The organism is Pseudarthrobacter sp. NIBRBAC000502772 (genome assembly GCF_006517235.1).
In the GTDB taxonomy this organism is placed as follows: Bacteria; Actinomycetota; Actinomycetes; order Actinomycetales; family Micrococcaceae; genus Arthrobacter.
Window position 1 is genome coordinate 1,975,741 of record NZ_CP041188.1, and the last position, 25,145, is coordinate 2,000,885.

The window sequence follows — 25,145 nt, forward strand, 5'->3', positions numbered from 1 at the left end:
CGGGCAGCTGAACGACGCCAGGGGACTCAAATGGGCCCGGCGCGCGGATTTGCCCGCCTTTGCGACAATGGACAAGTGACTGTTACCGCAACGCCTCCCGCCCCCAAGCTGGAACTCCCGCCCCTGAAGCTGGGCCCCATCACGGTGCACACCCCCGTGATCCTGGCTCCCATGGCGGGCATCACCAACTCCGCATTCCGTCGTTTGTGCCGTGAATACGGCGGCGGCCTGTACGTGGCGGAGATGGTCACCTCACGCGCCCTTGTTGAACGCACACCCGAATCACTGCGCATCATCTCGCACGACGACGACGAAAAAGTCCGCTCCGTCCAGCTGTACGGCGTGGACCCCGTTACGGTGGGCCAGGCAGTGCGCATGCTGGTCGAAGAGGACCGTGCGGACCACATCGACCTGAACTTCGGCTGCCCCGTTCCCAAGGTGACCCGGCGCGGCGGCGGGTCCGCCCTGCCCTGGAAGACCGACCTCTTCACGTCGATTGTCCAGACCGCGGTCAAGGAAGCGTCCAGGGGCAATGTCCCGCTCACCATCAAGATGCGCAAGGGCATCGACGATGACCACCTGACGTACCTCGACGCCGGCCGGATCGCCCGCGATGCCGGGGTCGCCGCCGTCGCGCTTCACGGCCGCACCGCGGCGCAGTTCTACTCCGGCCAGGCCGACTGGACCGCAATCGCCCGCCTGCGCGAGGCGCTGCCGGACATTCCCGTCCTGGGCAACGGCGACATCTGGTCCGCGGAAGATGCCGTCCGGATGGTCCGCGAAACCGGCGTCGACGGCGTGGTGGTGGGCCGCGGCTGCCAGGGACGCCCGTGGCTGTTCGGCGACCTCATGGCGGCCTTCGAGGGAAGCGATGTCCGCCACCAGCCGGACCTGGGCAAGGTGGCCGAGAGCGTCTACCGGCACGCTGAGCTGATGGTGGAAACCTTCGGTGATGAGGGCAAAGCCCTCCGCGAGATCCGCAAACACATGGCCTGGTACTTCAAGGGCTATGTGGTGGGCAGTGAACTGCGGACCAAACTGGCCATGGTGACCAGCCTGGAGGTGCTGCGCGACACGCTGGACCAGCTGGACCTGGGCTCGCCGTACCCCGGCGTGGATGCCGAAGGCCCGCGCGGCCGCGCAGGCTCGCCCAAAAAGCCGGCCCTGCCCAAGGACTGGCTGGAATCCCGTGCCCTGAACGCCGCGCAGTCCCAGGACATCTCCGCCGCGGAGCTGGATGTTTCCGGTGGCTGAGACGCGCACCACGGCACAGGCCCTGCCCGGCTACGGGGCCCACGATTCCGCCCGCTGGGTGGAGGAACCGCCCAAAAACAACTACCGCTCCGATTTTGAGCGGGACCGCGCCCGGGTGCTTCACTCTTCCGCCCTGCGCCGCCTCGGCGCGAAAACGCAGGTAGTTGCCCCGGACACCGACGACTTCGTCCGCACCCGGCTGACCCACAGCCTCGAGGTTGCCCAGGTGGGACGGGAGCTGGGCCGCGCCCTGGGCTGCGACCCGGACGTGGTGGACACCGCCTGCCTGAGCCATGACCTGGGGCACCCGCCGTTCGGGCACAACGGCGAGTCCGCCCTGAACGAGGTGGCACATGCCATCGGCGGCTTCGAAGGCAACGCCCAGACCCTCCGGCTGCTTACCCGGCTGGAGCCCAAGGTCCTGGCCACCGACGGGCGCCCGGCCGGCCTGAACCTCACGAGGGCCAGCCTGGATGCGGCGGCGAAATACCCCTGGTCCGCGCTGAACGCGCCGGTCATCCATGGCCAGCGCACCAGCAAGTTCGGCGCCTACGAGGATGATCTTCCCATCTTCAACTGGATCCGGGAGGGTGCGCCGGAACGCCGCTCGTGCCTGGAGGCGCAGGTTATGGACCTGGCCGACGACATTTCCTATTCCGTGCACGACGTCGAGGACGCGATCGTGGCCGGGCACTTCCAGCTGCGCTGGATGGACAACCCGGACCACCGGGCCCGTGTGGTGGGCTACGCCAAGCAGTGGTACCTCCCACACAACGACCCCGCGGCGATCGATGCCGCCCTGGCCCGGTTGGAAGCCACCGACGTGTGGGTCCGCGAGGCCGACGGCAGCCGCAAGTCCATGGCCGCCCTGAAGGACATGACCAGCCAGCTGATCGGCCGGTTCTGCCAGAGCGCCCTGGAGGCCACCCGCGCCGTCTACGGCCCGGAAAACCTCACCCGGTACAGCGCTGAGCTGATGGTCCCGGACGAGACGGTCATGGAGATCGCGGTCATGAAGGGCCTGGCCACCACGTTTGTGATGACCACCGAACACCGCCAGCCCATCTACGAGCGCCAGCGCGAGGTGCTGCACGCGCTGGTCACCGCCCTGAGCGCCACGGGGGACCGCCACCTGGAGCCCATGTTCGCGGCTGACTGGCGGGACGCGCCCGACGACGGCGCACGGCTCAGGGTGGTCATCGACCAGGTGGCGTCGCTGACAGACGGCTCGGCGCTGGCTATGTACGAACGGCTCGTGGGGAGCCTTCCCTCGCTGTGGTGACAGATGCCATAGCGACGCGTCCGCTGTCGGACCCCGGGACTAGGATGGCTCTGTGGCTGGCCTGATCAAACGTGAAGACATAGACGAAGTACGCCAGCGCACGGACATCAAGGAAGTGGTTGACGGCTACGTCACGCTCAAGGGTGCCGGGCTGGGAACCTACAAGGGCCTGTGCCCCTTCCACGACGAACGGTCGCCGTCGTTCACCGTGCGCCCCCAGGTGGGCAGGTACCACTGCTTCGGGTGCGGCGAAGACGGGGACGTCATCGCCTTTGTGCAGAAACAGGACCACACCTCATTCCACGAGGCCGTGGAAAAGCTGGCTGCCCGCATCGGGTACGAACTGCGCTACGAAGACGGCGGCACCGGCCCCAACCGTGAGGAAGTGGGCAAGCGCCAGCGCCTCCTGGATGCCCACAAAATCGCCGATGAGTTCTTCCGCGCCCAGCTGCTGACGCCCGGGGCCGCCGAAGGCCGGAACTTCCTGTTCGGCCGCGGCTTCGACCGCGCCGCCTCGGAGCAGTTCGGCGTGGGCTACGCGCCGCAGGGCTGGGACGCGCTGCTGAAGCACCTCCGCGGCCGTGGCTTCACGGACCAGGAGCTGAAGCTGACGGGCATGTTCTCCGAAGGCAACCGGGGCATCTATGACCGGTTCCGTGGCAGGCTCATCTGGCCTATCCGCGACATCGCCGGCGACACCATCGGCTTCGGCGCCCGCAAACTCTACGAGGACGACCAAGGCCCCAAATACCTTAACACTCCCGAAACCACGCTCTACAAGAAGTCCCAGGTGCTCTACGGGATCGACCTCGCCAAGCGCAGCATCGCCAAAGACCGCCAGCTCGTGGTGGTGGAGGGATACACCGACGTGATGGCCTGCCACCTGGCGGGAATTCCGACGGCGGTGGCCACCTGCGGCACGGCATTCGGCACCGAGCACATCAAGATCGCCCGCCGCCTGCTGTCCGACGACGGCAGCGGGGGAGAGGTCATCTTCACCTTCGACGGTGACGCCGCCGGGCAGAAGGCGGCACTGCGCGCCTTCGAGGAAGACCAGCGCTTTACCGCCCAGACCTATGTGGCGGTGGAGCCCACCGGCGCCGACCCCTGCGACCTGCGCCAAAGCAGGGGCGACGCCGCCGTGCGGGACCTGATCGCCACGCGCCGGCCGCTGTTCGAGTTTGCCATCAAAGCCACGCTCAGGCGCCACAACCTGGACACCGTCGAGGGCCGGGTGGCCGCGCTGCGGGAATCCGCTCCGGTGGTGGCCCAGATCCGCGACGCAGCCATCAGGCCCGAGTATGCCCGGGAACTGGCCGGCTGGCTCGGCATCTCGGTTGAAGACGTCAGTCGGGCTGTGGGCGTCGCCATGAAGCGTGCCGCCCCGGGCGGGCCGGCTGCACCGGGGACGTCCGCCGGTGCCCCGGGTCAGATGGCGTCCGCTCCGGCGGGTTCCGCCCAGGCGGGCGGACCCGGCGTGGCTGCCGGGCCGACGTCGGGCGCTGTCCCTTCCTACCAGCGGCCCGACCCCCGGGACCCCGTGGCCTCCATGGAGCGGCAGGCGCTGGAAGTGGCGCTGCAGGAGTCCGCCCTCCTGGGCGGCGGCATCTGGGAGCGCTTCGCGGCCGCACGGTTCGTGACGCCGGCGTTCCAGGCTGTCCATGACGCCATGCGCGCCTCCGGTCCCGGATTGATCGGGGAGCCCCTGCGCTGGGTGGAGCAGGTGATGCACGAAGTCCCGGAACCCCTCCGGCCGCTGGTGTCCGAGCTTGCAGTGGTGCCGCTTCCCGCGAGCACTGCTGAAGCCGTCCAGAAGTACTGCAAGGACATTCTGTCCCGGCTGTTCGAGCTCCAGATCACGCGGGTCAAGGCGGACAAGATGGGCCAGCTGCAAAGGCTGGATCCGGCGGCGGACCCGGAGGATTTCCAGCGGCTCAACAGGGAACTGATGATGCTGGAAATGGAACGACGGGCACTGCGATCGGACGCCTGAAACGCGCCGATTTCACTCCTGATTTCGCTTCCAGCCGGTGTCTTTGCTAGGCTGGTACCCGCTTCATTCCTCCTTAGCTCAATTGGCAGAGCATTCGACTGTTAATCGAAGGGTTGCTGGTTCAAGTCCAGCAGGAGGAGCGCACAATCCCCGTTCCGGGTCCCCGGAACGGGGATTTTTTTATACCTGGGGAGGGTATTTCGTGGTGCGCCGCCGCCGATTTCACATTCCCGGGAAACCTTTGCTAATGTCATACTTGCTTCATTCCTCCTTAGCTCAATTGGCAGAGCATTCGACTGTTAATCGAAGGGTTGCTGGTTCAAGTCCAGCAGGAGGAGCAAACAAACAAAAATCCCCGTCCTCTTCTGTGAGGGCGGGGATTTCTTGCATTCACACAAAGTCCATTTCCACCTGCAGGAACCGCTCAGCCTCGGCAATGGCCGCACGGAAGGCGTCCTGCTCGGTGGGGTACTTGCGGGGCTCGCGCGGATGCCATTCATGGGGTGCTGAGTACACGCGGACGAAGCCGGAGGCCGGTGGTGCGTAGAAGATCCCGAAGCGCTGCACAGGCCACTCAGGCGAGGTCTCCGGGGCCACCAGGAGGGCGGCGTTGAAGGCGGCGTTGAACCACTGCGCGATGGGCCGCCGCCGGTCGTCCGTGAAGAGTCCGGCGGCATAGAGGGCTGCGGACTGCTGGCCGGTTTGGGCGCACAGCCGGTCCCACCACATGGGCAAGATGCCTGAGTCGCAACGTTGCCATGTGGCCGAGGGCGGCGAGTGGAACTGCCAGCTGGGCACGGATTTATTTTATCGTGGGAAAGCTCCCGGGCGGCAGGGGTGGGCCCCTCCCCGGTGGACCGGGATTTGGCGCCACGTTCCCAGCAGCTAGGGACGGTTCCAGGGGCCCGGGTTGACCCGGTACAGCAGGGCAGCGCCTGCCAGCGCGCCGAGGATGATGCCGATGGCGCCACTGCCGAACACGCGCCCAAGGAAGTAACCGGCGACGGCGCCCAGCACCGCCCCGAGGAACAGTCCCCGGGGGTTGCGGTGCGGCTTGCGTTTTATGGGTTTCGTCATTGGGTCGACGGGTTCAGTGGATCGAGGGCACGGTGCGGGGTCTGACGACCAGCCAGAGGCCCGCAATCGCCACCAGTATGCACGCGGCCTGCACGGCTCCCATGGGGGTGGAGCTGGTGATGCCCAACCACCCCGCCACCGGTGAAACCAGGCCGGCCATCAGGAAGGTCGCGGCGCCCAGGAGGGACGCGGCCGTCCCGGCCTGCGCGCCGTGGCTGCTCAGGGCCAGCACCTGCACGCAGGGGAATGTAAAGCCTGCACCCATGATGTAGAACCAGAGCGGAACCATCACGCCCCAGAGCCCCAGGCCGGCCTGGTCAAAGACCACGATCAGCAGGGCCATAAGGAACATCCAGGCCGTGGAACAGGCAAGGATCCATTGCGGCGGGACAGTACGGATGAGCCTGGAGCTGGTCTGGACGCCGGCCACAATGCCCAGGGAATTGATGCCGAACAGCAGGCCGTACTCCTGCGGCGAGAACCCGAAAATGTCCTGGAACAGGAACGGCGACGCGGACAGGTAGGTGAAGAGGCCAGCGAAGTTCATGCCGCCCACCACCAGCAGGCCCACGAAGATCCGGTCCGTAAAAAGAACCTTGTAGCGCTGGCCGGCGGTCATTCCGGTCAGGCCGCGCTTCTCCGGTGGCAGTGTTTCGCGGACCAAAACGAGCGCGGCGATGATCACCAGGGTGCCGTAGCCGGCCAGGAACACGAAGATTCCCGGCCAGGGCATCACCAGGAGCAGCTGCGATCCGATCACCGGGGCCAGGATCGGTGCCAGCCCGTTCACCAGGGCCATGCGCGAGAACATCCGGACCATGGCATAGCCGGAGAACAGGTCCCGCACCATTGCCATCGCCACCACGCCGCCGCCCGCAGCACCCACGCCCATGAGAACGCGGAAGAGGCCAAGCGTGGAGATATCAGTGGACAGGGCTGCTCCCACGGAGGAAGCGATGTGCAGGGCGGTGGCCAGGATCAGCGGGAGCCGCCGGCCGAACTTGTCGCTGAAGGGGCCCACCACCAGCTGGCCGAGGGCAAAGCCGACGGTGGTGCCGGCCAGGGTCAGCTGGACCTGGGCCTCGGTGACCCCAAGGCTCGCTTCCAGTGCCGGGAACGCAGGCAGGTACAGGTCGATCGTGAACGGACCCAACGCCGTGAGGGCGCCGAGGAGGAGGATGTACAACAGTTTCCGGCGGCGGGTCAGCGAATCGCCCGGATTCGAGGGAGTGGTCACGGAGATCAATCCTAGGCCCGGAAGTTCCAGCTTTCCGGGGTTGCAGGCGCGCCGTGCGGCCAACCCGGAAGTTTGCCCTGAACCTGAATGATAGTTTTGGGGGCGGGACCGTGCTGCCGCGGGCTCTCACAGCCCACGGCAGCCGAACCGACCAGGCAGCAGACCACGCAACAAGTTAGGCGGGAACCGATGAGCGGACGTCACACCGGGCGCACCAGCCAGGGATTGCGGATCACCGCGCTGCCCAGGACGCTGAAACTTCTTTTCCGTCTGGCCCCTCGCCAACTCAACGATGAAATCGCCTTCGCCAAGATCGAGCTCAAGCGCAAGGGCATCCAGGTAGGCGTCGCCGCCGCCTTCTTCGCCGTTGCGCTTGTTTTTGTGGCGTTCCTGGTGGTTGGCCTGATCGTGGCCGCCATTATGGGCCTGGCCACCATCATGCCGGCGTGGCTCGCCGCGCTGCTCGTCTGCGCCCTGTTCCTTGTCATTGCCCTCATTGGCGGCCTGATCGGCGTCCGCAAATTCAAGCAGGCCATGCCCCTGGTCCCGGCCGAGACCATCCGCGGCATCAAACACGATCTCGGCATCGTCAAGGAAGGCTCGGACTTCAACGCCGCGCTGCTCGATCCGGCCAGCCCGGAAGCCAAGGCCGCCAAGGCTGCCAAGGACGAGGCTGCCGCGAAGGCCAAGGCCGAGAAGGAAGCCAAGGCCGAGGCGCACAAAAAAGAGTACCCGCAGGCCTCTGAACCCGAGCTTCACCGCCGCCTGGAACAGCGCCGCCGCCACCTGGCCCAGGTCCGCGACGAACTGGATACCGAGCTCGACATCAAGCCGCAGGCCATGTTCCTGCTGGGCGCTGCCAGGGAAAAACTGGGGGAGGGCAAGGCTGCCGTTGAACATGGCGCTGCCAAGGCCAGCCAAAAATTCGCTGGCTTCTCCGGATCCCCGGACGGCGCCGGCCTCCGCTGGAAGCCACTTGCCGCGCTTGCAGCCTCCGCAACGATCTTTGTGGTGCTCCTGCGCAGGCTGCTGCGGAACCCCTAACAACACAACACGTCACACTGGGCCCTGAAGTCACACCGGGCTCTAAGGAAGGGGGACGGATTGAGGTTCATCGGCGCTGGTGCGCGGCCCGGCCGCCCCCAGGTTGACCACGACCGCGTCTTCACCATCCCCAACGCCCTGACAGTGCTGCGCTTTATGGGCGTACCACTTTTTGTCTGGCTCGTGCTGGCCCAGAAGGAATATGGGACCGCCGTTGTGGTCCTGGTGGTCATGGCGGGAACCGACTGGATTGACGGCTACGTTGCCCGCCGCTTCGACCAGGCGTCCAAGCTCGGCCGCGTCATGGATCCGCTGGCTGACCGGCTTGCCCTGATCGCGGTGGCGGTCACCCTGGTGATTGCCGGCGTCGTCCATTGGCTGTATCTGGCCGCACTCCTGGTGCCTGACGCCGTGCTCCTGGTGCTGACGCTCTCCTACTTCCGGGGCCATCCGGACCTGCCAGTGAGCCGTGTGGGAAAAGTCCGCACCGGACTCCTGCTCCTGGGCACACCCTTGCTGGTCATGTCGCGATTGGACACCCCGATTGCCGGGCCGCTGTACATTGCAGCCTGGATCGTGCTGGGACTTGGGCTCACCGGCCACTGGATCGCCGCGTACAACTATTTCTGGGCCATTCTGCGGAAGGGCCGTCAGCAGTCCCATCACGACGGCGGCACCGCCTGATGGTATGGGTGGCGGTCCTGCTGGCGGTGCTTGGCGCATTCTGCCTTGCCCTGGGTGCGCAGAAGCAGGGGAGCGCCGTCAAAGCCGACACCGGCGGGCTGGCGCTGAGTTCAAACGGCTTCCTCCGCCTGCTCCGCAATCCGCGCTGGGTGGTGGGACTTCTCCTGCTGTGCCTCGGGATGGGAATGAACGCGGTGGCCCTGGTCTCCGCGCCGCTGACGGTGGTGCAGCCGATCGGCGCCATTGCGCTGGTCATTACCACCGTGGTGAACGCCCGCGACCAGGACATCACCATCAACCGGGCCACCATGGTGTCCATCGCGGCCTGCGTGACAGGTTCCGCACTCTTTGTCCTGCTCGCCGTCAACGTGACGCAGGAGAACCACCATGTGAGCCAGGAGGACGAGCTCACTATCGTGCTGCTGCTGGCACTGGCCGTCGGCTTGTTCGGCACCCTGGCGGTCATGTTCCGGCACCGGATGAGCGCGTTTGTCTACATCCTCGGCGCCGGCGTCCTGTTCGGCTTTGTCGCGGTGCTGACGCGCATCATCGGCAAGCACCTGCTGGACCCCAACGGGCTGGCGCTGCTCAATGTCCAGTGGTATTCGGTGGTGGCCATCGCGGCGGCCGGCGGCCTGGGTTCCTGGTTTGTGCAGAGCGCCTACTCGGGCGGCCCGCCGGACCTTGTCATCGCCGGGCTGACGGTCATCGACCCGATCGTGGGCATCGCCATCGGCATCGTGATCCTGGGCGAGCTGCGCCCGGACGTCCACGCCGTGATGGCGATTGCCATGGCTACGGCTGCTTCCCTTGCTATCGTGGGGGTGATCGCCCTTTCCAGGCACCATCCCGAGGTCACCAAGCGCAGGAAAGATGCGCGGAAGGCGGCGGGCAGGGCGTCCCACTAGCTTGTTACCCAACTCGCGCACTTTCATGACCAGCCGATTTCAAGAGGCCCCGCGCTACTGTGCCGGCGGCCAACCGGTGCGGCCAGCGACAGCTGCCCGTGCCGTGACCTTCAGGAGCTCTTCACGTGACAACGCCCTCTGACCAGCCTCCCCTGACCATCCTGATCGCCGCGGATACGTATCCGCCCCACATCAACGGGGCCGCACAGTTCAGCTACCGTCTGGCCAACGGCATGAGCGGACGCGGCCACAACGTGCATGTGCTGGCTTGCCGGGCGGACGACGGCGCGAGCTTCACCGAGTTCCGCTCCGAGGCCACCGTGCACCGGCTCCGTTCCCACGGGGTCTTCACCCACGAGTACTTCCGTATCTGCTTCCCCTGGGAAATCAAGAAGGAGATCGGCCTCCTTTTCGATCGGATCAAGCCCGATGTGGTGCACATCCAAAGCCACTACATGATCGGCGAGCACGTCCTCTACGAAGCGGCGAAGCGGGGCATAAGGATCGTGGCCACCAACCACTTCATGCCCGAGAACCTGAACCCGTTCCTGCCGTTCCCGCAGTGGTTCAAGAACATCATCGGCAAGATCTCCTGGAAGGACATGGGCAAGGTCATGGGCCAGGCCGACGTCGTCACCACGCCCACACCCCTGGCCGCCAAGGCCATGCACCAGCACGCTTTCCTGCACAAGGTACTGCCACTCTCCAACGGCATTGACTCCGCAGCCTATGAGCTGCAGCCCGGCGAAGTGATCGAACCGCACGCCCACCCAACAGTGGTGTTTGTGGGGCGGCTGGCCGAGGAAAAGCATGTGGACGTGCTCATCAATGCCGTGTCCAAGACGCCCACAGAGCTCAACGTCCACCTGGAAATTGTGGGCGGCGGCGAAGTTCGCGCCGCACTTGAAGCGCAGGCGGAACGGCTCGGACTGGGGGAGCGGGTGAAATTCCTGGGACTGGCCAGCGATGAGGACCTCCGGGAGGCCTACATCAAGGCGGATCTGTTCTGCATGCCGGGGACCGCCGAGCTTCAGTCCCTGGTGACCCTTGAGGCGATGTCTGCCTCCACGCCCGTCCTGTTGGCTAATGCCATGGCCCTGCCGCACCTGGTGCGCGACGGCGAGAACGGCTACCTGTTCACACCCAACGACAGCGACGACCTCGCAGCCAAGATCACGCGGATCCTCCAGCTGCCAGCCGGGGAGCGGGCGGCAATGGGCCAGGCCAGCAGGCGGATGGTGGAACCGCACAGCATCGAGGGCACGCTGCAGACTTTCGAGGACCTCTACCGGGGTGCAAGCTACGACGACAAAGCCCTCTGACAGCGGTCCCGCAGGGGCCCGCTCCAGCCTGCCAGGCCCCGGCGCCCTGACTGCGTGGTCCTGATGCCCGCTACTGTTTGCTAGAGTGTTTTTGCCCTGCTGAAGCCGAAGTCCTCCGCGGACCACGCCGGCAAGGGCGGGGGGCTATAGCTCAGCTGGTTAGAGCGCGGGACTCATAATCCTAAGGTCCTCGGTTCAAGTCCGAGTAGCCCTACCATGTGAATGCCCTCCGGTCTGCGTTCCCGCAAACCGGAGGGCAATGGTGTCTCACAAGGATGCCTAGTCAAGTATGGCCGTGGCGAGCCTTTGGCGGATCACGTGTTCTTCGCCGCTCCCCGTGGTTGGTAGCCGCAGGAGCGGAACGCCGTGCGCGACGCAGATCGCGTCCTTGTAGCTGTCCCGGACTAGTTGCAAAGGATCAGCCTCGTGGAAGGCAAAACCGTCAACTTCCACAGCGAGGACCGGCACATTGGTGATGCGGTTGTAAACGACGAAGTCCACCGTGGCGCGGTTGCGCACGTAGGCCATCTGCTGGGCCGTGAGCCTCGACAGATCGGGGAGCAGATTCCGCAAAACGACCTGCTGAGCAACGGCCAAATCCGTGTAGGTTGCCTCGGCAAGAATTTCGAGGAGCAGCGTCCACACGATGTTTTCGGAAGCGAACTTGGACGTGTTCTGAAGGCGGGCAGCCAAGGGCCTGAGCACCGCTGAGTACTCCTTGTAGAGGAGATCGAAGACGGACACGACTGCGCTGTCGAACACGCCGTGCTCGGGATCCTGGTATTGGATGAACTGGACCAGATCGCGGAGATGACGGCTGGCCGGCAGCATGTCGTAATTCGTCACCAAAATAAACCGTTTGACCGCCCGGGATACCGCCACGTTGACCAGCTGCGGGTTATCCACAAATTCAACCCCGAAACGTCCGTTTTTGGTCTCGTCCAGGACCGTGCTCATGATGATGACTTCCTTCTCGCGGCCCTGGAATTTGTGGACCGTGTCAGCCTGGATGGTGTTGACGAGGGCTTCCGCCACTTTGTCCACCTGCAGACGGTACGGGGTGACCACACCTATGTCTTCAGGCCGCGTGTCTGAGCAGAATTCCTGGAGGACTTCCTCTGCAATCAGGTCCGCCTCCCTCTGGTTGGTGCGACCGCCCACGTGCTGCCGCATGTGGTTTCCCTGGACAGTGCGTACCACGACGAGCGCCTTATTTGCCGGGTCGCTGATGGTGTAGGGGACGAGTTGGCCGCCGTAAAACTTCTTGTTGCAGAAGTCGATGATGGCAGGGTCACAGCGGTAGTGCTCCCGGAGCATTGTGCGGGGGAGGCCGGTGTCGAAGCGCTCGATGATTGAGGACAGGATGCTGTGCCGCTCATAGTCGTAACTGGGCGCAGGTGCTGGCCGGGCACGTTCTGCTGCATCCTCATTGGGAATGTGTGGGAGCTGCTGCAGGTCGCCCACCACGATGACGTTCCGTGCGCAGGAAAGAGCCAGGCCCGCGACCAGCAGGTCCACCTGGGACGCTTCGTCAATGATCAGGTAGTCCAGCAGGAAGCCAGCCGGGATGCTTCGCCGTAGCGAGTGGCAGGTACTCAAAATCACTGGGTAGTCGTTGGCAAAATTCTTGAAGTCCCGGCGATAGGTGTTCTCCGAATAACCTTGCGACCGGCCACCGGCATAGCGCTGGTGCAGGCTTGCGTCCAGCGCTTGCCGTGACAAGTTCCTCAATTCGTCTTCGAGACCGGGAGTGTGGTTCTGATCGAGCTGTGCTTCCGCTTGCCCGATCTGCTGTTCCAACTCCGCAATTTTGCTGTCGTAGAAGGCAGCTTGGAGGCGCAGGACTACATCGGTGCTGTAGGGATCGATGTGCTTTGTGGATCCATATCGGAATCGACCCTTAAAACGTCGAAAGAATCTCTTGAAGGGACTTTCATCGGCTGGAACTGACGCTGTCTCGGCGAGGAATTCGAGGATACGGCCCGACGGTCGCTGCAGGATCGTCAAGGCTGGCAGTGGCGGCAGATTATGGCTGTCGACGTGGTGGCGGAAGTGACGCCGCTCGAGTTTGTAGGCGGCCACCTCCTGCCGCCGAATCGCCAGCTCCCTGGTCAGCACCTGCAGGTGCTCGAGTCGCTCGTCGAGGTCCGAAATCCGTCCGGCTGCCGGCATGGACACAGCTGAGCTGCCGGCGTGGCGCTGCACCTCGACATTCTCGGCGTGTCGTCCCGCGAAGAACTTACGTCTCACGTCGCTGCGCCCCAGGTCTGCAACGATATGACCGAGCCCTTCCCGTGCAAGCTTGTCGCGGACGTTTTCCACCGCAGCATTGTTGGAAGACGCAATGCCCACAGTCTTTCCCGGGGTGTGGATGATGTTGGCAACCAGGCTGAGTATTGTTTCCGTCTTACCTGTTCCGGGAGGCCCGTCGATGACGGAGATACGGTGGGTGAGGCCTTTTCTGAGGGCTTCGCGTTGGCTGAGGTTTGATGAGAACGGGAAGATCAGTTCGTCCACGTCGGCGGACGTATCCACAGCCTCCCCGCGAAGATACAGATCGAGGACGCTCCCCTGGGGAACCGTCTTGAACTGCTGGTAGAGCGGGCCCAAGGGATCGTTCTTTTTTAGATGGTTAACGACGTCTTGCCAGTAGTTGAGGACTTCGTACGCTTCGGTTGGGAGCTCAGTGGCCTGGATGATGCTGAACTCATCCTGCCCACACGTTTGATAGCTCTCGCGTTCGCCAGATGTTGTGAAAACCCGCCACCACGTCTGGTCAGGACCGTCGAAACGCCAGACTTCCGTCACCCCCTGCACGAACTGGCTTCGGATGCTGACGCGGTCCCTGTTCCCTAGGAGTTGCCTGACCGGGTTGCTCAGAATCAGTACTCTCTGGGCCGAGTACCTGTACTTCCTCGGCCCGTTGACCGGTTGGAAAGTTACGTAGGTGAAGTCTGCGCCCGCAACGTATTCCAAGACTTCGGAGGTCTTGTCGTCAAAAACTGACTTATCCGGGCGCCGGATGAGGACCGCCTCGCGGCGCGGGTCAGTCATTTCAATCCCCCAAGTAAAAGATGCAACATCCTTGCACCCGACGGTAGCGAAGTTCGCTGCACTGTTCGACTGCCGCGGCGTTAGGAGGTCCAAATTCCTTCCATCGCCACCGTTGCAGAGGGTAAGGCCGATGCGGTAAGTTACTCACCAGTAACTTAATGAACTTCCGGGGATATTCACGCCTTGGAGCCGTCCGTCAGCACTGATCCCTAGCGAGGAACGCCATGTCCAAGAAATCCGTTGACATCAACAACCTTCCGTACGCCGACGGCGACTTCTTCGCCTTCGAGCAGCTTCTCACCGCCAAGGAGCAGGACCGGCTCGCCGAGATCCGGGGCTTCCTGGCCCGCGAAGTCCGGCCCATTGCCGTGGACTGCTGGAACCGCGGCGAGTTCCCCATGGAACTCATTCCCAAGCTGGCCGAGATCGACCTGGTGAGCCCTGTGCGGCGCCAGGGCTACTCCAACCTGTTTGCCGGCCTGGTCCACGCCGAGGCAACGCGCGCCGATACCTCCATCGCTACCTTCATGGGCGTGCACGACGGACTGTTTACCGGCTCCATCGAAGCCCTGGCCTCCCAGGAACAGCAGGACGCCTGGCTCCCGGATATCTACTCGCTGAAGAAGATTGGCGCGTTCGGGCTCACCGAACCGCTGGGCGGATCCGACGTGGCCGGCGGCACGCGCACCACGGCACAGCGCGACGGCGACACCTGGATCCTCAATGGCGCCAAGCGCTGGATCGGCAACGCTACCTTCTCGGATTGGGTGGTGGTCTACGCCCGGGACCTCGCCGACAACCAGGTCAAGGGTTTCCTCGTGGATACGGCGCTGCCCGGCTTCAGCGCCACCAAGATTGAAAACAAGATCTCCCTTCGGACCGTACAGAACGCGGACATCGTCCTCGAGAACGTGGTGGTTCCGGACTTCTTCAAGCTGGCGGGCGCCAACAGCTTCCGCGACACGAACAAGGTCCTGAAGGTCACGAGGCTGTCCGTCGGCTGGCAGGCAGTCGGACAGCAGCTGGCAGCCTTTGACGTGGCCCGCCGCTATGCCGTGGAACGCCACCAGTTCGGCCGCCCGCTGGCATCATTCCAGCTCGTCCAAAGCCAGCTTGTACAGATCCTCGGGAACGCAGTCAGCTCAATGGGCATGATGGTCCGGCTTTCCCAGCTGGAGGATGCCGGCCAGGCCAAGGATGAACAGTCCGCCCTGGCCAAGGCATTCACCACCGCCCGGATGCGCGAGAGCGTGGCGATCGGCCGTAGCCTCCTGGGCGGCAACGGCATCGTGACCGACTTCGAGATGGCCAAGATCTTTGCCGACGCGGAAGCCATCTACTCGTATGAGGGAACCCACGAGATCAACACCCTCGTGACCGGCCGCGCCATCACCGGGATCTCGGCGATCGTCTAGAGCCGTCAGCCGTCAGCCGTCAGCCGTCAGCCGTCAGCCGTCAGCCGTCGGCGCTCGGCGGTCAGCGAGTGTCCAGCCCCAGGGGAAGCAGGATGGACGGGCGGAGGTCGGTGACGAATTCCAGCGGATTGACGTAGGCGTCCCCCTGCCTGACGCCCCAGTGGACGCAGGCAAGAGCGCCGCAGTGCCCGGGCTGCAGGGTTCCGATGATCTCGCCTTTCGCCACCACAGCCCCGGCCGTGAGCGGGCTTTCGACTGGCTCAAAACTGCTGCGGAGACCGCCCCCGTGATCGATGGTGATCACGGGGCGGTCCACCACTACTCCTACGAAACTGACGGTGCCGGACTCCGGCGCGGTGACCGGGACGCCGTCGTGCGTTGCCTCAAGGTCCACGCCACGGTGCCCGCTCATCCACGGCTTGTCCGGCGGGTCAAAGGCGCGCAGCACCGCGGGCCTGGGGGCGAGCGGCCACTCCCAGGAAGCGCGCGGGGCTGTATCCGCTGGAGCCGCCGCGGCCGGCAGTAAGAGCACTGCCGCGAGGGCAACTATTGCTTTCATAAACCCAGCTTTGCGTGCCGGATCCCTCAGCGGGAGTGCGCACCTTGGCCATGTGGAAAACGCCCGTCGCAGGCCCTCGGGTTGTCCTTCGGCTATTGGCTCCTGTTGTACACTTGATGGAGCAGTTTGCTGTGCCCTCAACGCTTGCGTCGGCACGCCTCATTCAGGAATGCGGGGGAGCAGCAACTGACTACGCGTATCCAGCCCTCCAAATCTGAAGCCCCGGCTTTGTATGAGGAGGATTGTGTCTCTTGCGGTCAGGGCCTCGCGGTCCTGATGAGAGTCGCAATGGATGCCAGGAGCACGGCCCGCCTTGGGCCACGCTAATTAACCGTCAACTATTGGCAGGGTAAGAGGGCCTGAAAGGCTCTCTCATGAATGACCTGCCGGAAGGAGCGCCGGCATGCCCGTCGTAACTATGCGCCAGCTGCTTGACAGCGGCGTCCACTTTGGACACCAGACCCGCCGTTGGAACCCGAAGATGAAGCGATTCATCTTCACGGAGCGCAACGGCATCTACATCATTGACCTTCAGCAGTCGCTGTCCTACATCGACCGTGCCTACGAGTTCGTAAAGGCCACCGTTGCACACGGCGGCACCGTACTCTTCGTCGGCACCAAGAAGCAGGCCCAGGAATCCATCGCTGAGCAGGCTACCCGTGTTGGACAGCCTTACGTGAACCAGCGCTGGCTCGGCGGTATGCTGACCAACTTCCAGACCGTTTCCAAGCGCATCCAGCGCATGAAGGAACTGGAAGAGATCGACTTCGACGACGTCGCCGGTTCCGCGTACACCAAGAAGGAACTGCTGCTCCTTCGCCGTGAACTCACCAAGCTGGAAACCAACCTCGGCGGTATCCGCAACCTGACCAAGGCACCTTCCGTGCTCTGGATCGTGGACACCAAGAAGGAACACCTGGCCGTTGACGAAGCCAAGAAGCTGAACATCCCGGTTGTGGCCATCCTGGACACCAACTGCGATCCTGACGAAGTCGACTTCCCGATCCCGGGCAACGACGACGCCATCCGCTCCGTGAACCTGCTGACCCGCGTTGTCGCCGACGCCGTTGCTGAGGGCCTCATCGCCCGCCACAACCGCGCCACGGGCACCACGGAAGCTCCGGAAGAGCCGCTGGCTGAGTGGGAGCGCGAACTCCTCGAAGGCAGCAAGACTGAAGAAGCACCTGCCGCTGAGGCTGCTCCGGCTGCTGAAGAAGCTGCCGCTCCGGCAGCCGAAGAAGCTGCTCCGGTTGCCGAGGAAGCTCCGGCTGCTGCCGAGGCTCCCGCCGCCGACGCTGACAAGTAACACTAGTAAATCCGGATTCTCCGGCGCTGCCTGCAGCGCCGGAGCACCTGACAGGATGGCGGCTCACCCGGTGAGCCGCTGTCCTGTCGGTCCGTACACCACATACATTTTCTAGACAGAGGGGTTCACATGGCGAACTACACTGCCGCTGATATCAAGGCTCTGCGCGAGCGCACCGGCGCCGGCATGATGGATGTCAAGAAGGCTCTTGACGAAGCCAACGGTGACGCCGAAAAGGCCATCGAGATCATCCGCATCAAGGGACTCAAGGGCGCTACCAAGCGCGAAGGCCGCTCCACCGCCGAAGGCCTGGTGGCCGCAAAGGTCAGCAACGGCGTCGGCGTGATGATCGAGGTCAACTGCGAGACCGACTTCGTCGCCAAGGCTGACAAGTTCATCCAGCTGGCCGACAAGGTCCTGGCCGTGGCTGTGGAGTCCGGCGCTGCCGACCTCGACACCCTCCTGGCCATCGAAGTTGACGGCAAGCCGCTGTCCGAGGTTGTCGTCGAAGAAGGCGCAATCCTCGGCGAAAAGGTTGTTGTCCGCAAGCTGTCCCGCATTGAGGGCGGCACTGTTGACGCTTACCTGCACAAGACGTCCAAGGATCTCCCGGCCCAGGTCGGCGTCCTGTTCGCTGTTGAGGGTGAAGGCGAAGCCGCTGCCACCGCCGCGCACGATATTGCAGTGCACATCGCAGCGATGTCCCCGAACTACCTGACCCGCGAAGACGTTCCGTCTGACCTGGTCGAGTCCGAGCGTCGCATCGCCGAAGAGACCGCCAAGGCTGAAGGCAAGCCCGAGGCCGCAATGTCCAAGATTGTGGAAGGCCGCGTTACGGGCTTCTACAAGGGTGAGGTCCTGGTCGACCAGGCTTTCGCCAAGGACGCCAAGAAGTCTGTGGCGCAGGTCCTCGAAGAGGCCGGCGTCAAGGGCACGTCCTTCGCGCGTTTCCGCGTCGGCTCCTAGTCGAATCCGCAAAGGGGTGGCCACTTCGGTGGCCGCCCCTTTTGCATGCACCGGCTAAACGTCCGATGAGACCTTTGGCCACCCGGCACGATAACCTTTTTCAGAGTTCACAAACGGGAAGGCACCCATGGAAGCCGTCAATTCTTCAAGCCAGCCAGAGAAAAGCAGGCGCCGCGTCCTCCTGAAGTTGTCGGGCGAGGTCTTCGGCGGCGGCAAGCTGGGCGTTGATCCCGACACCGTGCGCGACGTAGCCAAGCAGATCGCCGCAGCGGTCCCCGAAGTGGAAGTTGCCATCGTCGTCGGCGGCGGCAACTTCTTCCGCGGTGCGGAACTGTCCCAGAGCGGCATGGACCGCTCGCGCGCCGACTACATGGGCATGCTCGGCACTGTCATGAACTGCCTGGCACTGCAGGACTTCCTGGAGCAGGCCGGCGTTGAAACCCGCGTCCAGAGCGCCATCACCATGGGCCAGGTCGCCGAGGCGTACATTCCCCGCCGGGCCATCCGCCACATGGAAAAGGGCCGCGTGGTCATCTTCGGCGCCGGAGCCGGCCTGCCGTACTTCTCCACGGACACAGTGGCCGCCCAGCGCGCCCTGGAGGTCCATGCGGACGTCGTCCTGATGGCCAAAAGCGGCGTGGACGCCGTCTACACCGCCGATCCCAAGAAGGACCCTGCTGCCGAGAAGCTGGACACGCTGAGCTACGACGACGCCCTGCGCCGCGACATCAGGGTCATGGACCAGACCGCAATGACCATGTGCAAGGACAACAACCTGTCCATGGTGGTTTTCGGGATGGAAGGCGAAGGGAACGTCACCCGCGCCATCCTGGGCGAAAAGCTCGGTACCCTGGTGACCCCGTAGCTGCAGCTAGGATGATCTGAGCACGGTTCCATGCCCGCAACCGGGCAACAATGGAACCAGGAACCATGAACCAAGATTGTGCAGGGAACCGGTACCCGGACTGCACTGATTTCTGAGGAGAGACAGTGATCGAAGAAACCTTGCTCGAAGCCGAAGAGAAGATGGACAAGGCGGTAGAGGTAGCCAAGGAAGACTTCGCCTCGATCCGCACCGGACGGGCAAACCCGGGCCTTTACAACAAGGTCCTGGTGGACTATTACGGTTCGCCCACCCCGCTGCAGCAGCTTGCCTCCTTCGCCATTCCGGACGCGCGCACCATCCTCATCACGCCGTTCGATAAGACCGCACTGCGCGACATCGAGCGGGCCCTGAGTGATTCCGAGGTGGGCGCCAACCCCTCCAACGACGGCAACGTCATCAGGATCACCATCCCGGACCTGACCCAGGAACGCCGCAAGGAATACGTCAAGATCGTCAAGACCAAGGGCGAGGACGCGAAGATCTCCATCCGCAACATCCGGCGCAAGGCCAAGGAAACGCTGGACAAGCTCGTCAAAGACGGCGAAGCCGGCGAGGACGAAGGCAGCCGCGCCGAAAAGGAACTGGATGGCCTGACCAAATCGCACGTGGACGGCATCGACGAGCTGCTCAAGCGCAAGGAAGCAGAGCTGCTCGAAGTCTGATGAGCCAGGCAGAGCAGGCCCCCAGCCAAAGGGCGCGCACCAGGGGGAAACAGTTGCGGAGCAATCCGACGCCCAAGGCCGGCCGGAATCTTCCGGCAGCCATTGTGGTGGGCCTGGCCATGCTGATCGGTGTGCTGGGCGGCCTGGTTTTCCTCCCGCTCGGATTCGTGGCTGTCACCACCGGGTTCGCGGTCTTCGGAGTCTGGGAGATCTTCCGTGCCCTGGAGGCGAACGGGACCAGGATGCCCATCGTCCCGGTCATGGTGGGTACAGTCGCCATGCCGTTCGCCGCTTATCTCGGCGGACTTGAGAGCCTGCTTTTCGCCATGCTCCTGAGCTGCGTGGCTGTCCTCCTCTGGCGTTCAGTGGAGAACCCCGCCGGATCAGCGAACAGCATCTTTGCCGGCGTGTTCACGCTGGGCTGGGTCCCGTTCTTCATCAGTTTCGCCACGTTGCCGCTGCACGCTGTCGGAGTCGCCACCCCGGTGGGTCTCTGGCCTGGCGGAACCGTGCCGCCCGGGGCCTGGCAGGTGGCCGTGATGCTCCTGCTGGTGGTTTCGAACGACACGTTCGGCTATCTCGTGGGCGCATCACTGGGCAAACACCCCATGGCCCCGAAGATCAGCCCCAAGAAATCATGGGAAGGCTTCGCCGGCTCCATTGCCGGGGCCATGCTGATCGGCGTCCTTGCCAGCATTTTCCTGCTGGGAAAACCTTGGTGGGTGGGTGTGATCCTCGCCGTGGGCGTCGTTGCAGCGTCCACCGCAGGAGACCTGGCCGAGTCGATGGTCAAGCGTGAACTCGGGATCAAGGACATGAGCAGCATCCTGCCCGGACATGGGGGCGTCATGGACCGCCTGGACTCCATCGTCTTCGCCTGTCCCGTGGCCTTTGTGCTGTTCGCATTGGTTGCGGGCGTCTGACGCGACCCTCTCGGACTATCTTCGCCGGACCGCCGGCAGCGCCAATAGACTGGTGCGTAACCTGACCCAGCTGAAGCAACAAAGGATCAACAGTGGCATTGGACTTTCAACGGAAAATCCCCGCGTCGTTTGAGCGCGTGCGGGGCAACGAATTCGGGTACAACGCCAAACAGGTGGACCAGTTCCTCCAGCGGGCCAGGGTGGCACTGGAGACGCCGAAGGCCGCCATCCATGCCGTCACCAGCGCCGATGTCCGGAGCGTCTCCTTTGACCCGGTCAAGGGAGGTTACGCTGCCGCCGTCGTCGACGCAGCGCTGGACCGGCTCGAAGACGCCTTCGCCCGCCGCGAACGGGACGAACTGATTGCCGCCAAGGGCGAGGATGCCTGGCTGCGGGAGATCGGCAGCCTCTCCGGGATCCTCCGGGGCCGCCTCCACCGGCCTGACGGTGAGCGCTTCCGGCGCCCGTCAAAAAAGAAGGCCCGCAGTTACAACATCCTGGACGTGGACAATCTTTGCTACGACCTGATCGGCTACCTCGAAGAGGACAAGCCGCTCAGCGTGGACAATGTCCGCCGGGTGGTCTTCCGTCCCGCCGTGGGCAAGGACGGTTACGAAGAGACCCAGGTTGATGCCTTCCTGGACCGCGTGGTTGAACTCATGGCGGCCATAGACTGACTGCCCGTTAGCTGGTCACGGGACTCACCGTTCGGTCACCAACGGCCGTTCGGGAGTGTGCAGCCGCGTCATGACGCGGCTCATGGTCCGCGGAATCCGGTGTTTTGTCGCCCGGGAGACAAGCACTATCACGGCGAACGCGGCGGGAACCGTCCACGCCGCCGGCTGGGCCAGCCAGAAGGGCGTGCCGGCAGCGCCCAGGACCGTTCCCCACACCATGGCGCCGCCGCAGAGGACGCCGCCGGTCACCATTCCGGCAATGGCGCCGGCATCGGTGAGTCCCCGCCACCAGATGCCCAGCAGGAGCACCGGGCACACAGTGGAGGCGGTAAACGCAAACACCAGGCCCACACTGCCGGCCAGAGCCAGGGAATCAGTCATCACGGCAAATCCCAGCGGAACCACAGCGGAGACGACGGCGGCGAGCCGGAATCCCCGCACGCTGCCGCCCAGGACGTCCTGGCTGATCACGCCAGCCAGCGAGACCACCAGGCCCGAGGTAGTGGACAGGAACGCGGCGAAGGCCCCGGCCACCACCAACGCTGAGAGCAGGTCGCCCGCGGTTCCACCGATCAGCTGCCCCGGCAGCAGGAGAACCACCGCGTCCGCCTGCCCTGACCGGGCAAGTTCGGGCGCGAACATCCGCCCCACCAGCCCGTAGGCGGTGGGAAACAGGTAAAAAACGGAGAGCAGCCCGAGCACGATCAGCGTGGTCCGCCGTGCCGAGTGTCCGTCCGGATTCGTGTAGAAGCGGACCAGGACGTGGGGGAGCCCCAGCGTGCCGAACAGCAGGGCCACCAGCAGCGAGATGTTCTGGTACGGCCCGGCGGGGGCCAGCCCGGTGGGATTCACGACGGCGGGGGCCACGGCGGCACTCCCGTCACCGGCGAGCGTGAACACGATGAACAGGACGGGAACGGCAAGGGCGGTGAGCTTGAGCCAGAACTGGAACGCCTGCACAAACGTAATGGAGCGCATGCCTCCGGCCACAACGGTCAGGCACACCACAACCACCACGGCCACGGAACCTACCCAGGCCGGCAGCCCGGTGGTGATCCGGATGGTCAAGGCCGCGCCGTGGAGCTGAGGCACAATGTACAGCCAGCCCACCACAACCACCACCACGCTGGTCACACGGCGGACTGCGCGCGAATCCAGCCTCGCCTCGGTGAAGTCCGGGATCGTGTAGGCGCCGGAGCGGCGCAGCGGTGCGGCCACAAACAGCAGCAGCATCAGGTAGCCGGCGGTGTAGCCCACGGGAAACCACAGCGCGTCGGTACCGGACAGCAGGATCAGCCCGGCCACGCCCAGGAAACTCGCCGCCGAGAGGTACTCCCCACCGATGGCCGAGGCGTTCCACCATGGCTTGACGGTCCGGGAAGCCACGTAGAAATCGCCCGTGGTCCGGGAAATCCGCAGGCCGTAAAACCCGATAGCGGCCGTTGCCAGCGAAACCAACACGAGAGCGATCACACCCACTGCGGGATTCATGAGGTGATCACTCGTCCCCGGCCAGGTCCCGGTAGCGGGCCTCGTTCCGTGCGGCGGTCCGGATATACAGCCAGGCGCTGAGGCCGATGACGGGATAAATGCCTGCACCGAGCAGGATCCAGTCGAACGGGATCCCCGCGATCCGGGTCTCGGCGAGGCCCGGCAGGGCTGCCAGCAGCAACGGGAACGCGCACAGGATCAGCATAAAGCCGATGGCCACCACCAGGGCCAGCCGCAGCTGGGAACGGATCAGGGAGCGGACGAAGACCTGCCCCACCTCGGATTCCTCCGCCGCCTCGCGGGACTCCCGGGCCGGCCGGGGGGCCGAGCGCGGAGCGGTGACACGGACCCGGGTCATGCCTGCGGCCGGATGCGGGTGGCTTCCAGTTTTTCCCTGACCGTGGGAAGGTGTCGGCGGCTGATAGGCAGGCTGGCACCGGCCACCGAGACGCTGGGTTTGTCCGCCGTCAGCTTCATGGACTGCACATGCTTCAGCGCCACCAGGTAGGACCGGTGCGTCCGGATAAACCCGGCCTCGGCCCACTGCTGCTCCAGGTCTGCCAGCGGAACCCGGATGAGATAGCTGGCATCCGCGGTGTGCAGCCGGGCATAGTCGCCCTGCGCCTGGACGTACGTGACGTCGTCGCGCCTGATCATCCTGGTGGTGCCGCCCTGGTCAACGGTGATCATCTCGGGGGCGGGGCCGCCGCCGCCGTCGCGCAGCAGCTCGCTGATCCGTCCCACCGTCCGGGACAGCCGCTCGGCCCGGACGGGCTTAAGGAGGTAGTCCACGGCGGCAAGCTCGAACGCCTCCAGGGCGCAGTCCTCGTCCGCGGTGACAAACACCACCACCGGCGGTTTGCTGCTGCGCGCGATGGCGCGGGCAACATCAAGGCCGGACACGGCGGGCATGTGAATATCCAGGAAGACGGCGTCAACCGTTGCGGTGTTCAGGGCCCGCAACGCTTCTGTGCCCGAAATGGCCCGGTGGATGACCCCGATCCGGTCATCCTTGCCCAGGAGATAGGCCAACTCCTCCACGGCGGGTAACTCGTCGTCGGCGACGAGGACATTAATCATGGTCCTACATTAGCCGCCGCGGGCGGTTGGAATCAGGCGGCTGCGATCATAAAGCTGGCGTTCAGGCGTTCAGGCGTCGTGGCCGGGCTGGGACTTGGGCACGCGCATGGTGATCAGCGTTCCCTCGCCCGGGGCCGTCTCGATCACCAGGCCGTGCTGGTCCCCGTAAACCTGCCGGAGCCGGGCGTCCACGTTGCGCAGCCCCACGTGGTCGCCGTCGTGGTGCCCGGCCAGCATCGCCTGGAGCTCGGCAGGGTCCATCCCCACGCCGTCGTCCTCTATGGTCACTTCCGCATAGGCGCCCGAATCATTGGCCGTGATGGTGATGTGGCCCGCCCCTTCCTTGGCCTCCAGGCCGTGCCTGACGGCGTTCTCCACCAGCGGCTGCAGGCTCAGGAACGGGATGACGGTGCTGAGGACTTCCGGCGCGATCCGCAGGCTGACCTGGACGCGGTCACCGAAACGGGCGCGCTCCAGCAGCAGGTACCGGTCGATGCAGCGCAGTTCCTCCGCCAGCGTGGTGAAGTCACCGTGGCGCCGGAACGAGTATCTCGTAAAATCAGCGAACTCCACCACCAGCTCGCGCGCCCGCTCCGGATCCGTGTTGATGAACGACGCGATCGCGTTCAGCGAGTTGTAGATGAAATGCGGACTGATCTGGGCACGCAGCGCCCGCACTTCGGCTTCCATCAGCAGCGTCCGGGACGCGTCCAGCTCAGCCAACTCCACCTGGACGGCCACCCAGTCCGCCACTTCGCTGGTGGCACGGACCAGACCTGCGCCCGCCGCCGGGGCAAACGCCGCCACGACGCCCACCACCCGTGAGCCCGCACGGACCGGCGCGATGACGGCAGCGAAGCTTCCGGAGGCATGGCCCGTCCCCAGGTCCCGCGCCTGGAGCACGGCCGTCCGCCCGCCGATCAGGACGTCCGCAGCCAGTTCCATCAACCGGGGCTTCAGTTCCTCGGCGGCACCGTCCCAGGCCAGCACGCCGGCCGTATCGGTGATGGCCAGCGCATCACAGCCCAGCAAGTTCCTGAGCTGCCGGCTCGCCTTGGCGGCGCCCGCCGGATTGAGGCCCGTACGCAGGTGCTGGCCGGCACTCGATGCAGCGTGGAGGGTGTTGTACGTCGCGCGCTCGGCGTCGGTGCCCAGCTCACGGAAGGATCGGAGCAGCTTGATGCCAACGCCGACGACGACGGCGATCGCCAGCACAATCACCGCAACTGCGGCGGCGGTCAGGAGCGGGGAGTCCGGCATGGTGCCCAGCGTAGCGGCGGGTGCCGTTAGTCGCAGCATCGTAACCGTTGAGCGACCGTTCCGGC

General features: G+C 64.7%; 23 protein-coding genes and 3 tRNA genes. 17 read left to right on the forward strand and 9 right to left on the reverse strand.

Translation table 11 applies throughout. From position 1 onward, the window contains the following. The first annotated feature begins 75 nt into the window (after positions 1–75). The 5 genes from dusB (at position 76) to NIBR502772_RS09195 (ending at position 4,867) form a co-directional block, all read left to right on the forward strand. The gene (gene dusB, locus NIBR502772_RS09175; protein WP_141139961.1) at positions 76–1,254 is read left to right on the forward strand and encodes a tRNA dihydrouridine synthase DusB; all 1,179 of its coding nucleotides are present in this window, start codon (positions 76–78) and stop codon (positions 1,252–1,254) included. After that, positions 1,238–2,536 (forward strand): deoxyguanosinetriphosphate triphosphohydrolase, encoded by a 1,299-nt coding sequence (locus NIBR502772_RS09180; protein ID WP_141139962.1) that lies wholly within the window; start codon positions 1,238–1,240, stop codon positions 2,534–2,536. Before dusB ends, NIBR502772_RS09180 begins: the two co-directional genes overlap by 17 nt. 52 nt (positions 2,537–2,588) lie before the next feature. After that, positions 2,589–4,529, forward strand: coding sequence for a DNA primase (dnaG, locus tag NIBR502772_RS09185; RefSeq protein ID WP_141139963.1), 1,941 nt, complete (start codon positions 2,589–2,591; stop codon positions 4,527–4,529). A 67-nt stretch (positions 4,530–4,596) separates the two neighbouring features. Then, positions 4,597–4,669, forward strand: a tRNA-Asn gene (locus tag NIBR502772_RS09190). Between the two features lie 125 nt (positions 4,670–4,794). Then, positions 4,795–4,867, forward strand: a tRNA-Asn gene (locus tag NIBR502772_RS09195). A 52-nt stretch (positions 4,868–4,919) separates the two neighbouring features. Here NIBR502772_RS09195 and NIBR502772_RS09200 read toward each other — a convergent pair. The 3 genes from NIBR502772_RS09200 to NIBR502772_RS09210 form a co-directional block, all read right to left on the reverse strand. After that, positions 4,920–5,327, reverse strand: a complete 408-nt coding sequence (locus NIBR502772_RS09200) for a hypothetical protein (protein WP_056348253.1) — start codon at positions 5,325–5,327, stop codon at positions 4,920–4,922. A gap of 87 nt (positions 5,328–5,414) precedes the next feature. Then, on the reverse strand, positions 5,415–5,606 hold the full coding sequence (locus NIBR502772_RS09205) for a hypothetical protein (RefSeq protein WP_371706828.1): 192 nt from the start codon (positions 5,604–5,606) through the stop codon (positions 5,415–5,417). Positions 5,607–5,619: 13 nt separating this feature from the next. After that, positions 5,620–6,843 (reverse strand): multidrug effflux MFS transporter, encoded by a 1,224-nt coding sequence (locus NIBR502772_RS09210; RefSeq protein WP_210412416.1) that lies wholly within the window; start codon positions 6,841–6,843, stop codon positions 5,620–5,622. Positions 6,844–7,032: 189 nt separating this feature from the next. On the opposite strand from NIBR502772_RS09210, the gene NIBR502772_RS09215 reads away from it, so the two are divergent. The 5 genes from NIBR502772_RS09215 to NIBR502772_RS09235 all read left to right on the forward strand — a co-directional run bounded on the left by NIBR502772_RS09215 (position 7,033) and on the right by NIBR502772_RS09235 (position 11,018). Next, positions 7,033–7,887, forward strand: coding sequence for a phage holin family protein (locus tag NIBR502772_RS09215; RefSeq protein WP_141139964.1), 855 nt, complete (start codon positions 7,033–7,035; stop codon positions 7,885–7,887). Positions 7,888–7,947: 60 nt separating this feature from the next. Next, entirely contained in the window at positions 7,948–8,571 is a 624-nt protein-coding gene (locus NIBR502772_RS09220) for a CDP-alcohol phosphatidyltransferase family protein (protein ID WP_141139965.1), read from the forward strand. Continuing rightward, entirely contained in the window at positions 8,571–9,479 is a 909-nt protein-coding gene (locus NIBR502772_RS09225) for a DMT family transporter (protein WP_141139966.1), read from the forward strand. Before NIBR502772_RS09220 ends, NIBR502772_RS09225 begins: the two co-directional genes overlap by 1 nt. A 125-nt stretch (positions 9,480–9,604) precedes the next feature. Then, positions 9,605–10,801, forward strand: coding sequence for a glycosyltransferase (locus tag NIBR502772_RS09230; RefSeq protein ID WP_141139967.1), 1,197 nt, complete (start codon positions 9,605–9,607; stop codon positions 10,799–10,801). A 140-nt stretch (positions 10,802–10,941) separates the two neighbouring features. Continuing rightward, positions 10,942–11,018 (forward strand) — tRNA-Ile (locus tag NIBR502772_RS09235). Between the two features lie 62 nt (positions 11,019–11,080). On the opposite strand, the gene NIBR502772_RS09240 is transcribed toward NIBR502772_RS09235, so the two are convergent. Next, on the reverse strand, positions 11,081–13,948 hold the full coding sequence (locus tag NIBR502772_RS09240) for an AAA domain-containing protein (protein ID WP_246848746.1): 2,868 nt from the start codon (positions 13,946–13,948) through the stop codon (positions 11,081–11,083). A gap of 131 nt (positions 13,949–14,079) precedes the next feature. Here NIBR502772_RS09240 and NIBR502772_RS09245 point away from each other — a divergent pair, with 131 nt between their 5' ends. Beyond that, positions 14,080–15,270, forward strand: a complete 1,191-nt coding sequence (locus NIBR502772_RS09245) for an acyl-CoA dehydrogenase family protein (RefSeq protein WP_141139969.1) — start codon at positions 14,080–14,082, stop codon at positions 15,268–15,270. A 61-nt stretch (positions 15,271–15,331) separates the two neighbouring features. Here NIBR502772_RS09245 and NIBR502772_RS09250 read toward each other — a convergent pair whose 3' ends face one another. Then, a complete protein-coding gene (locus NIBR502772_RS09250; protein WP_141139970.1) occupies positions 15,332–15,829 on the reverse strand; it encodes a murein hydrolase activator EnvC in 498 nt (165 codons plus the stop codon). Positions 15,830–16,232: 403 nt separating this feature from the next. On the opposite strand from NIBR502772_RS09250, the gene rpsB reads away from it, so the two are divergent. The 6 genes from rpsB (at position 16,233) to NIBR502772_RS09280 (ending at position 21,249) form a co-directional block, all read left to right on the forward strand. After that, positions 16,233–17,135 carry a 30S ribosomal protein S2 gene (rpsB, locus tag NIBR502772_RS09255; protein ID WP_056348267.1) on the forward strand — a complete coding sequence of 301 codons (903 nt, stop codon included), beginning with the start codon at positions 16,233–16,235 and terminating at the stop codon, positions 17,133–17,135. A 129-nt stretch (positions 17,136–17,264) separates the two neighbouring features. Next, positions 17,265–18,101 (forward strand): translation elongation factor Ts, encoded by an 837-nt coding sequence (gene tsf / locus NIBR502772_RS09260; protein ID WP_141139971.1) that lies wholly within the window; start codon positions 17,265–17,267, stop codon positions 18,099–18,101. Positions 18,102–18,228: 127 nt separating this feature from the next. After that, positions 18,229–18,966: a UMP kinase gene (gene pyrH / locus NIBR502772_RS09265; RefSeq protein ID WP_141139972.1), complete on the forward strand. Its 738-nt coding sequence runs from the start codon at positions 18,229–18,231 to the stop codon at positions 18,964–18,966. Between the two features lie 125 nt (positions 18,967–19,091). Then, the gene (frr, locus tag NIBR502772_RS09270) at positions 19,092–19,649 is read left to right on the forward strand and encodes a ribosome recycling factor (protein WP_056348274.1); all 558 of its coding nucleotides are present in this window, start codon (positions 19,092–19,094) and stop codon (positions 19,647–19,649) included. Then, entirely contained in the window at positions 19,649–20,572 is a 924-nt protein-coding gene (locus NIBR502772_RS09275; protein ID WP_104063073.1) for a phosphatidate cytidylyltransferase, read from the forward strand. Before frr ends, NIBR502772_RS09275 begins: the two co-directional genes overlap by 1 nt. A gap of 92 nt (positions 20,573–20,664) precedes the next feature. Beyond that, positions 20,665–21,249 carry a DivIVA domain-containing protein gene (locus NIBR502772_RS09280; protein ID WP_056348278.1) on the forward strand — a complete coding sequence of 195 codons (585 nt, stop codon included), beginning with the start codon at positions 20,665–20,667 and terminating at the stop codon, positions 21,247–21,249. Between the two features lie 24 nt (positions 21,250–21,273). Here the strand turns inward: NIBR502772_RS09280 and NIBR502772_RS09285 are convergent, their stop codons facing one another. The 4 genes from NIBR502772_RS09285 to NIBR502772_RS09300 form a co-directional block, all read right to left on the reverse strand. Beyond that, positions 21,274–22,740, reverse strand: coding sequence for a cation acetate symporter (locus tag NIBR502772_RS09285; protein WP_141139973.1), 1,467 nt, complete (start codon positions 22,738–22,740; stop codon positions 21,274–21,276). Between the two features lie 7 nt (positions 22,741–22,747). Further along, positions 22,748–23,098, reverse strand: a complete 351-nt coding sequence (locus tag NIBR502772_RS09290) for a hypothetical protein (RefSeq protein WP_104063075.1) — start codon at positions 23,096–23,098, stop codon at positions 22,748–22,750. Continuing rightward, on the reverse strand, positions 23,095–23,820 hold the full coding sequence (locus tag NIBR502772_RS09295; RefSeq protein ID WP_141139974.1) for a LytTR family DNA-binding domain-containing protein: 726 nt from the start codon (positions 23,818–23,820) through the stop codon (positions 23,095–23,097). Before NIBR502772_RS09295 ends, NIBR502772_RS09290 begins: the two co-directional genes overlap by 4 nt. Before the next feature lie 69 nt (positions 23,821–23,889). Further along, positions 23,890–25,080: a sensor histidine kinase gene (locus tag NIBR502772_RS09300; protein ID WP_141139975.1), complete on the reverse strand. Its 1,191-nt coding sequence runs from the start codon at positions 25,078–25,080 to the stop codon at positions 23,890–23,892. Between the last annotated feature and the right edge of the window lie 65 nt (positions 25,081–25,145).

What these genes read in the sequence shown, in the direction of transcription:
- NIBR502772_RS09180 (WP_141139962.1), top strand. Translation starts at nt 1,238, where the DNA reads ATGTTTCCGGTGGCTGAGACGCGCACCACGGCACAGGCCCTGCCCGGC.
- NIBR502772_RS09205 (WP_371706828.1), bottom strand. Translation starts at nt 5,606, where the DNA reads ATGACGAAACCCATAAAACGCAAGCCGCACCGCAACCCCCGGGGACTG.
- NIBR502772_RS09215 (WP_141139964.1), top strand. Translation starts at nt 7,033, where the DNA reads ATGAGCGGACGTCACACCGGGCGCACCAGCCAGGGATTGCGGATCACC.
- NIBR502772_RS09225 (WP_141139966.1), top strand. Translation starts at nt 8,571, where the DNA reads ATGGTATGGGTGGCGGTCCTGCTGGCGGTGCTTGGCGCATTCTGCCTT.
- NIBR502772_RS09245 (WP_141139969.1), top strand. Translation starts at nt 14,080, where the DNA reads ATGTCCAAGAAATCCGTTGACATCAACAACCTTCCGTACGCCGACGGC.
- NIBR502772_RS09250 (WP_141139970.1), bottom strand. Translation starts at nt 15,829, where the DNA reads ATGAAAGCAATAGTTGCCCTCGCGGCAGTGCTCTTACTGCCGGCCGCG.
- rpsB (WP_056348267.1), top strand. Translation starts at nt 16,233, where the DNA reads ATGCCCGTCGTAACTATGCGCCAGCTGCTTGACAGCGGCGTCCACTTT.
- tsf (WP_141139971.1), top strand. Translation starts at nt 17,265, where the DNA reads ATGGCGAACTACACTGCCGCTGATATCAAGGCTCTGCGCGAGCGCACC.
- pyrH (WP_141139972.1), top strand. Translation starts at nt 18,229, where the DNA reads ATGGAAGCCGTCAATTCTTCAAGCCAGCCAGAGAAAAGCAGGCGCCGC.
- NIBR502772_RS09275 (WP_104063073.1), top strand. Translation starts at nt 19,649, where the DNA reads ATGAGCCAGGCAGAGCAGGCCCCCAGCCAAAGGGCGCGCACCAGGGGG.
- NIBR502772_RS09285 (WP_141139973.1), bottom strand. Translation starts at nt 22,740, where the DNA reads ATGAATCCCGCAGTGGGTGTGATCGCTCTCGTGTTGGTTTCGCTGGCA.
- NIBR502772_RS09290 (WP_104063075.1), bottom strand. Translation starts at nt 23,098, where the DNA reads ATGACCCGGGTCCGTGTCACCGCTCCGCGCTCGGCCCCCCGGCCGGCC.
- NIBR502772_RS09295 (WP_141139974.1), bottom strand. Translation starts at nt 23,820, where the DNA reads ATGATTAATGTCCTCGTCGCCGACGACGAGTTACCCGCCGTGGAGGAG.
- NIBR502772_RS09300 (WP_141139975.1), bottom strand. Translation starts at nt 25,080, where the DNA reads ATGCCGGACTCCCCGCTCCTGACCGCCGCCGCAGTTGCGGTGATTGTG.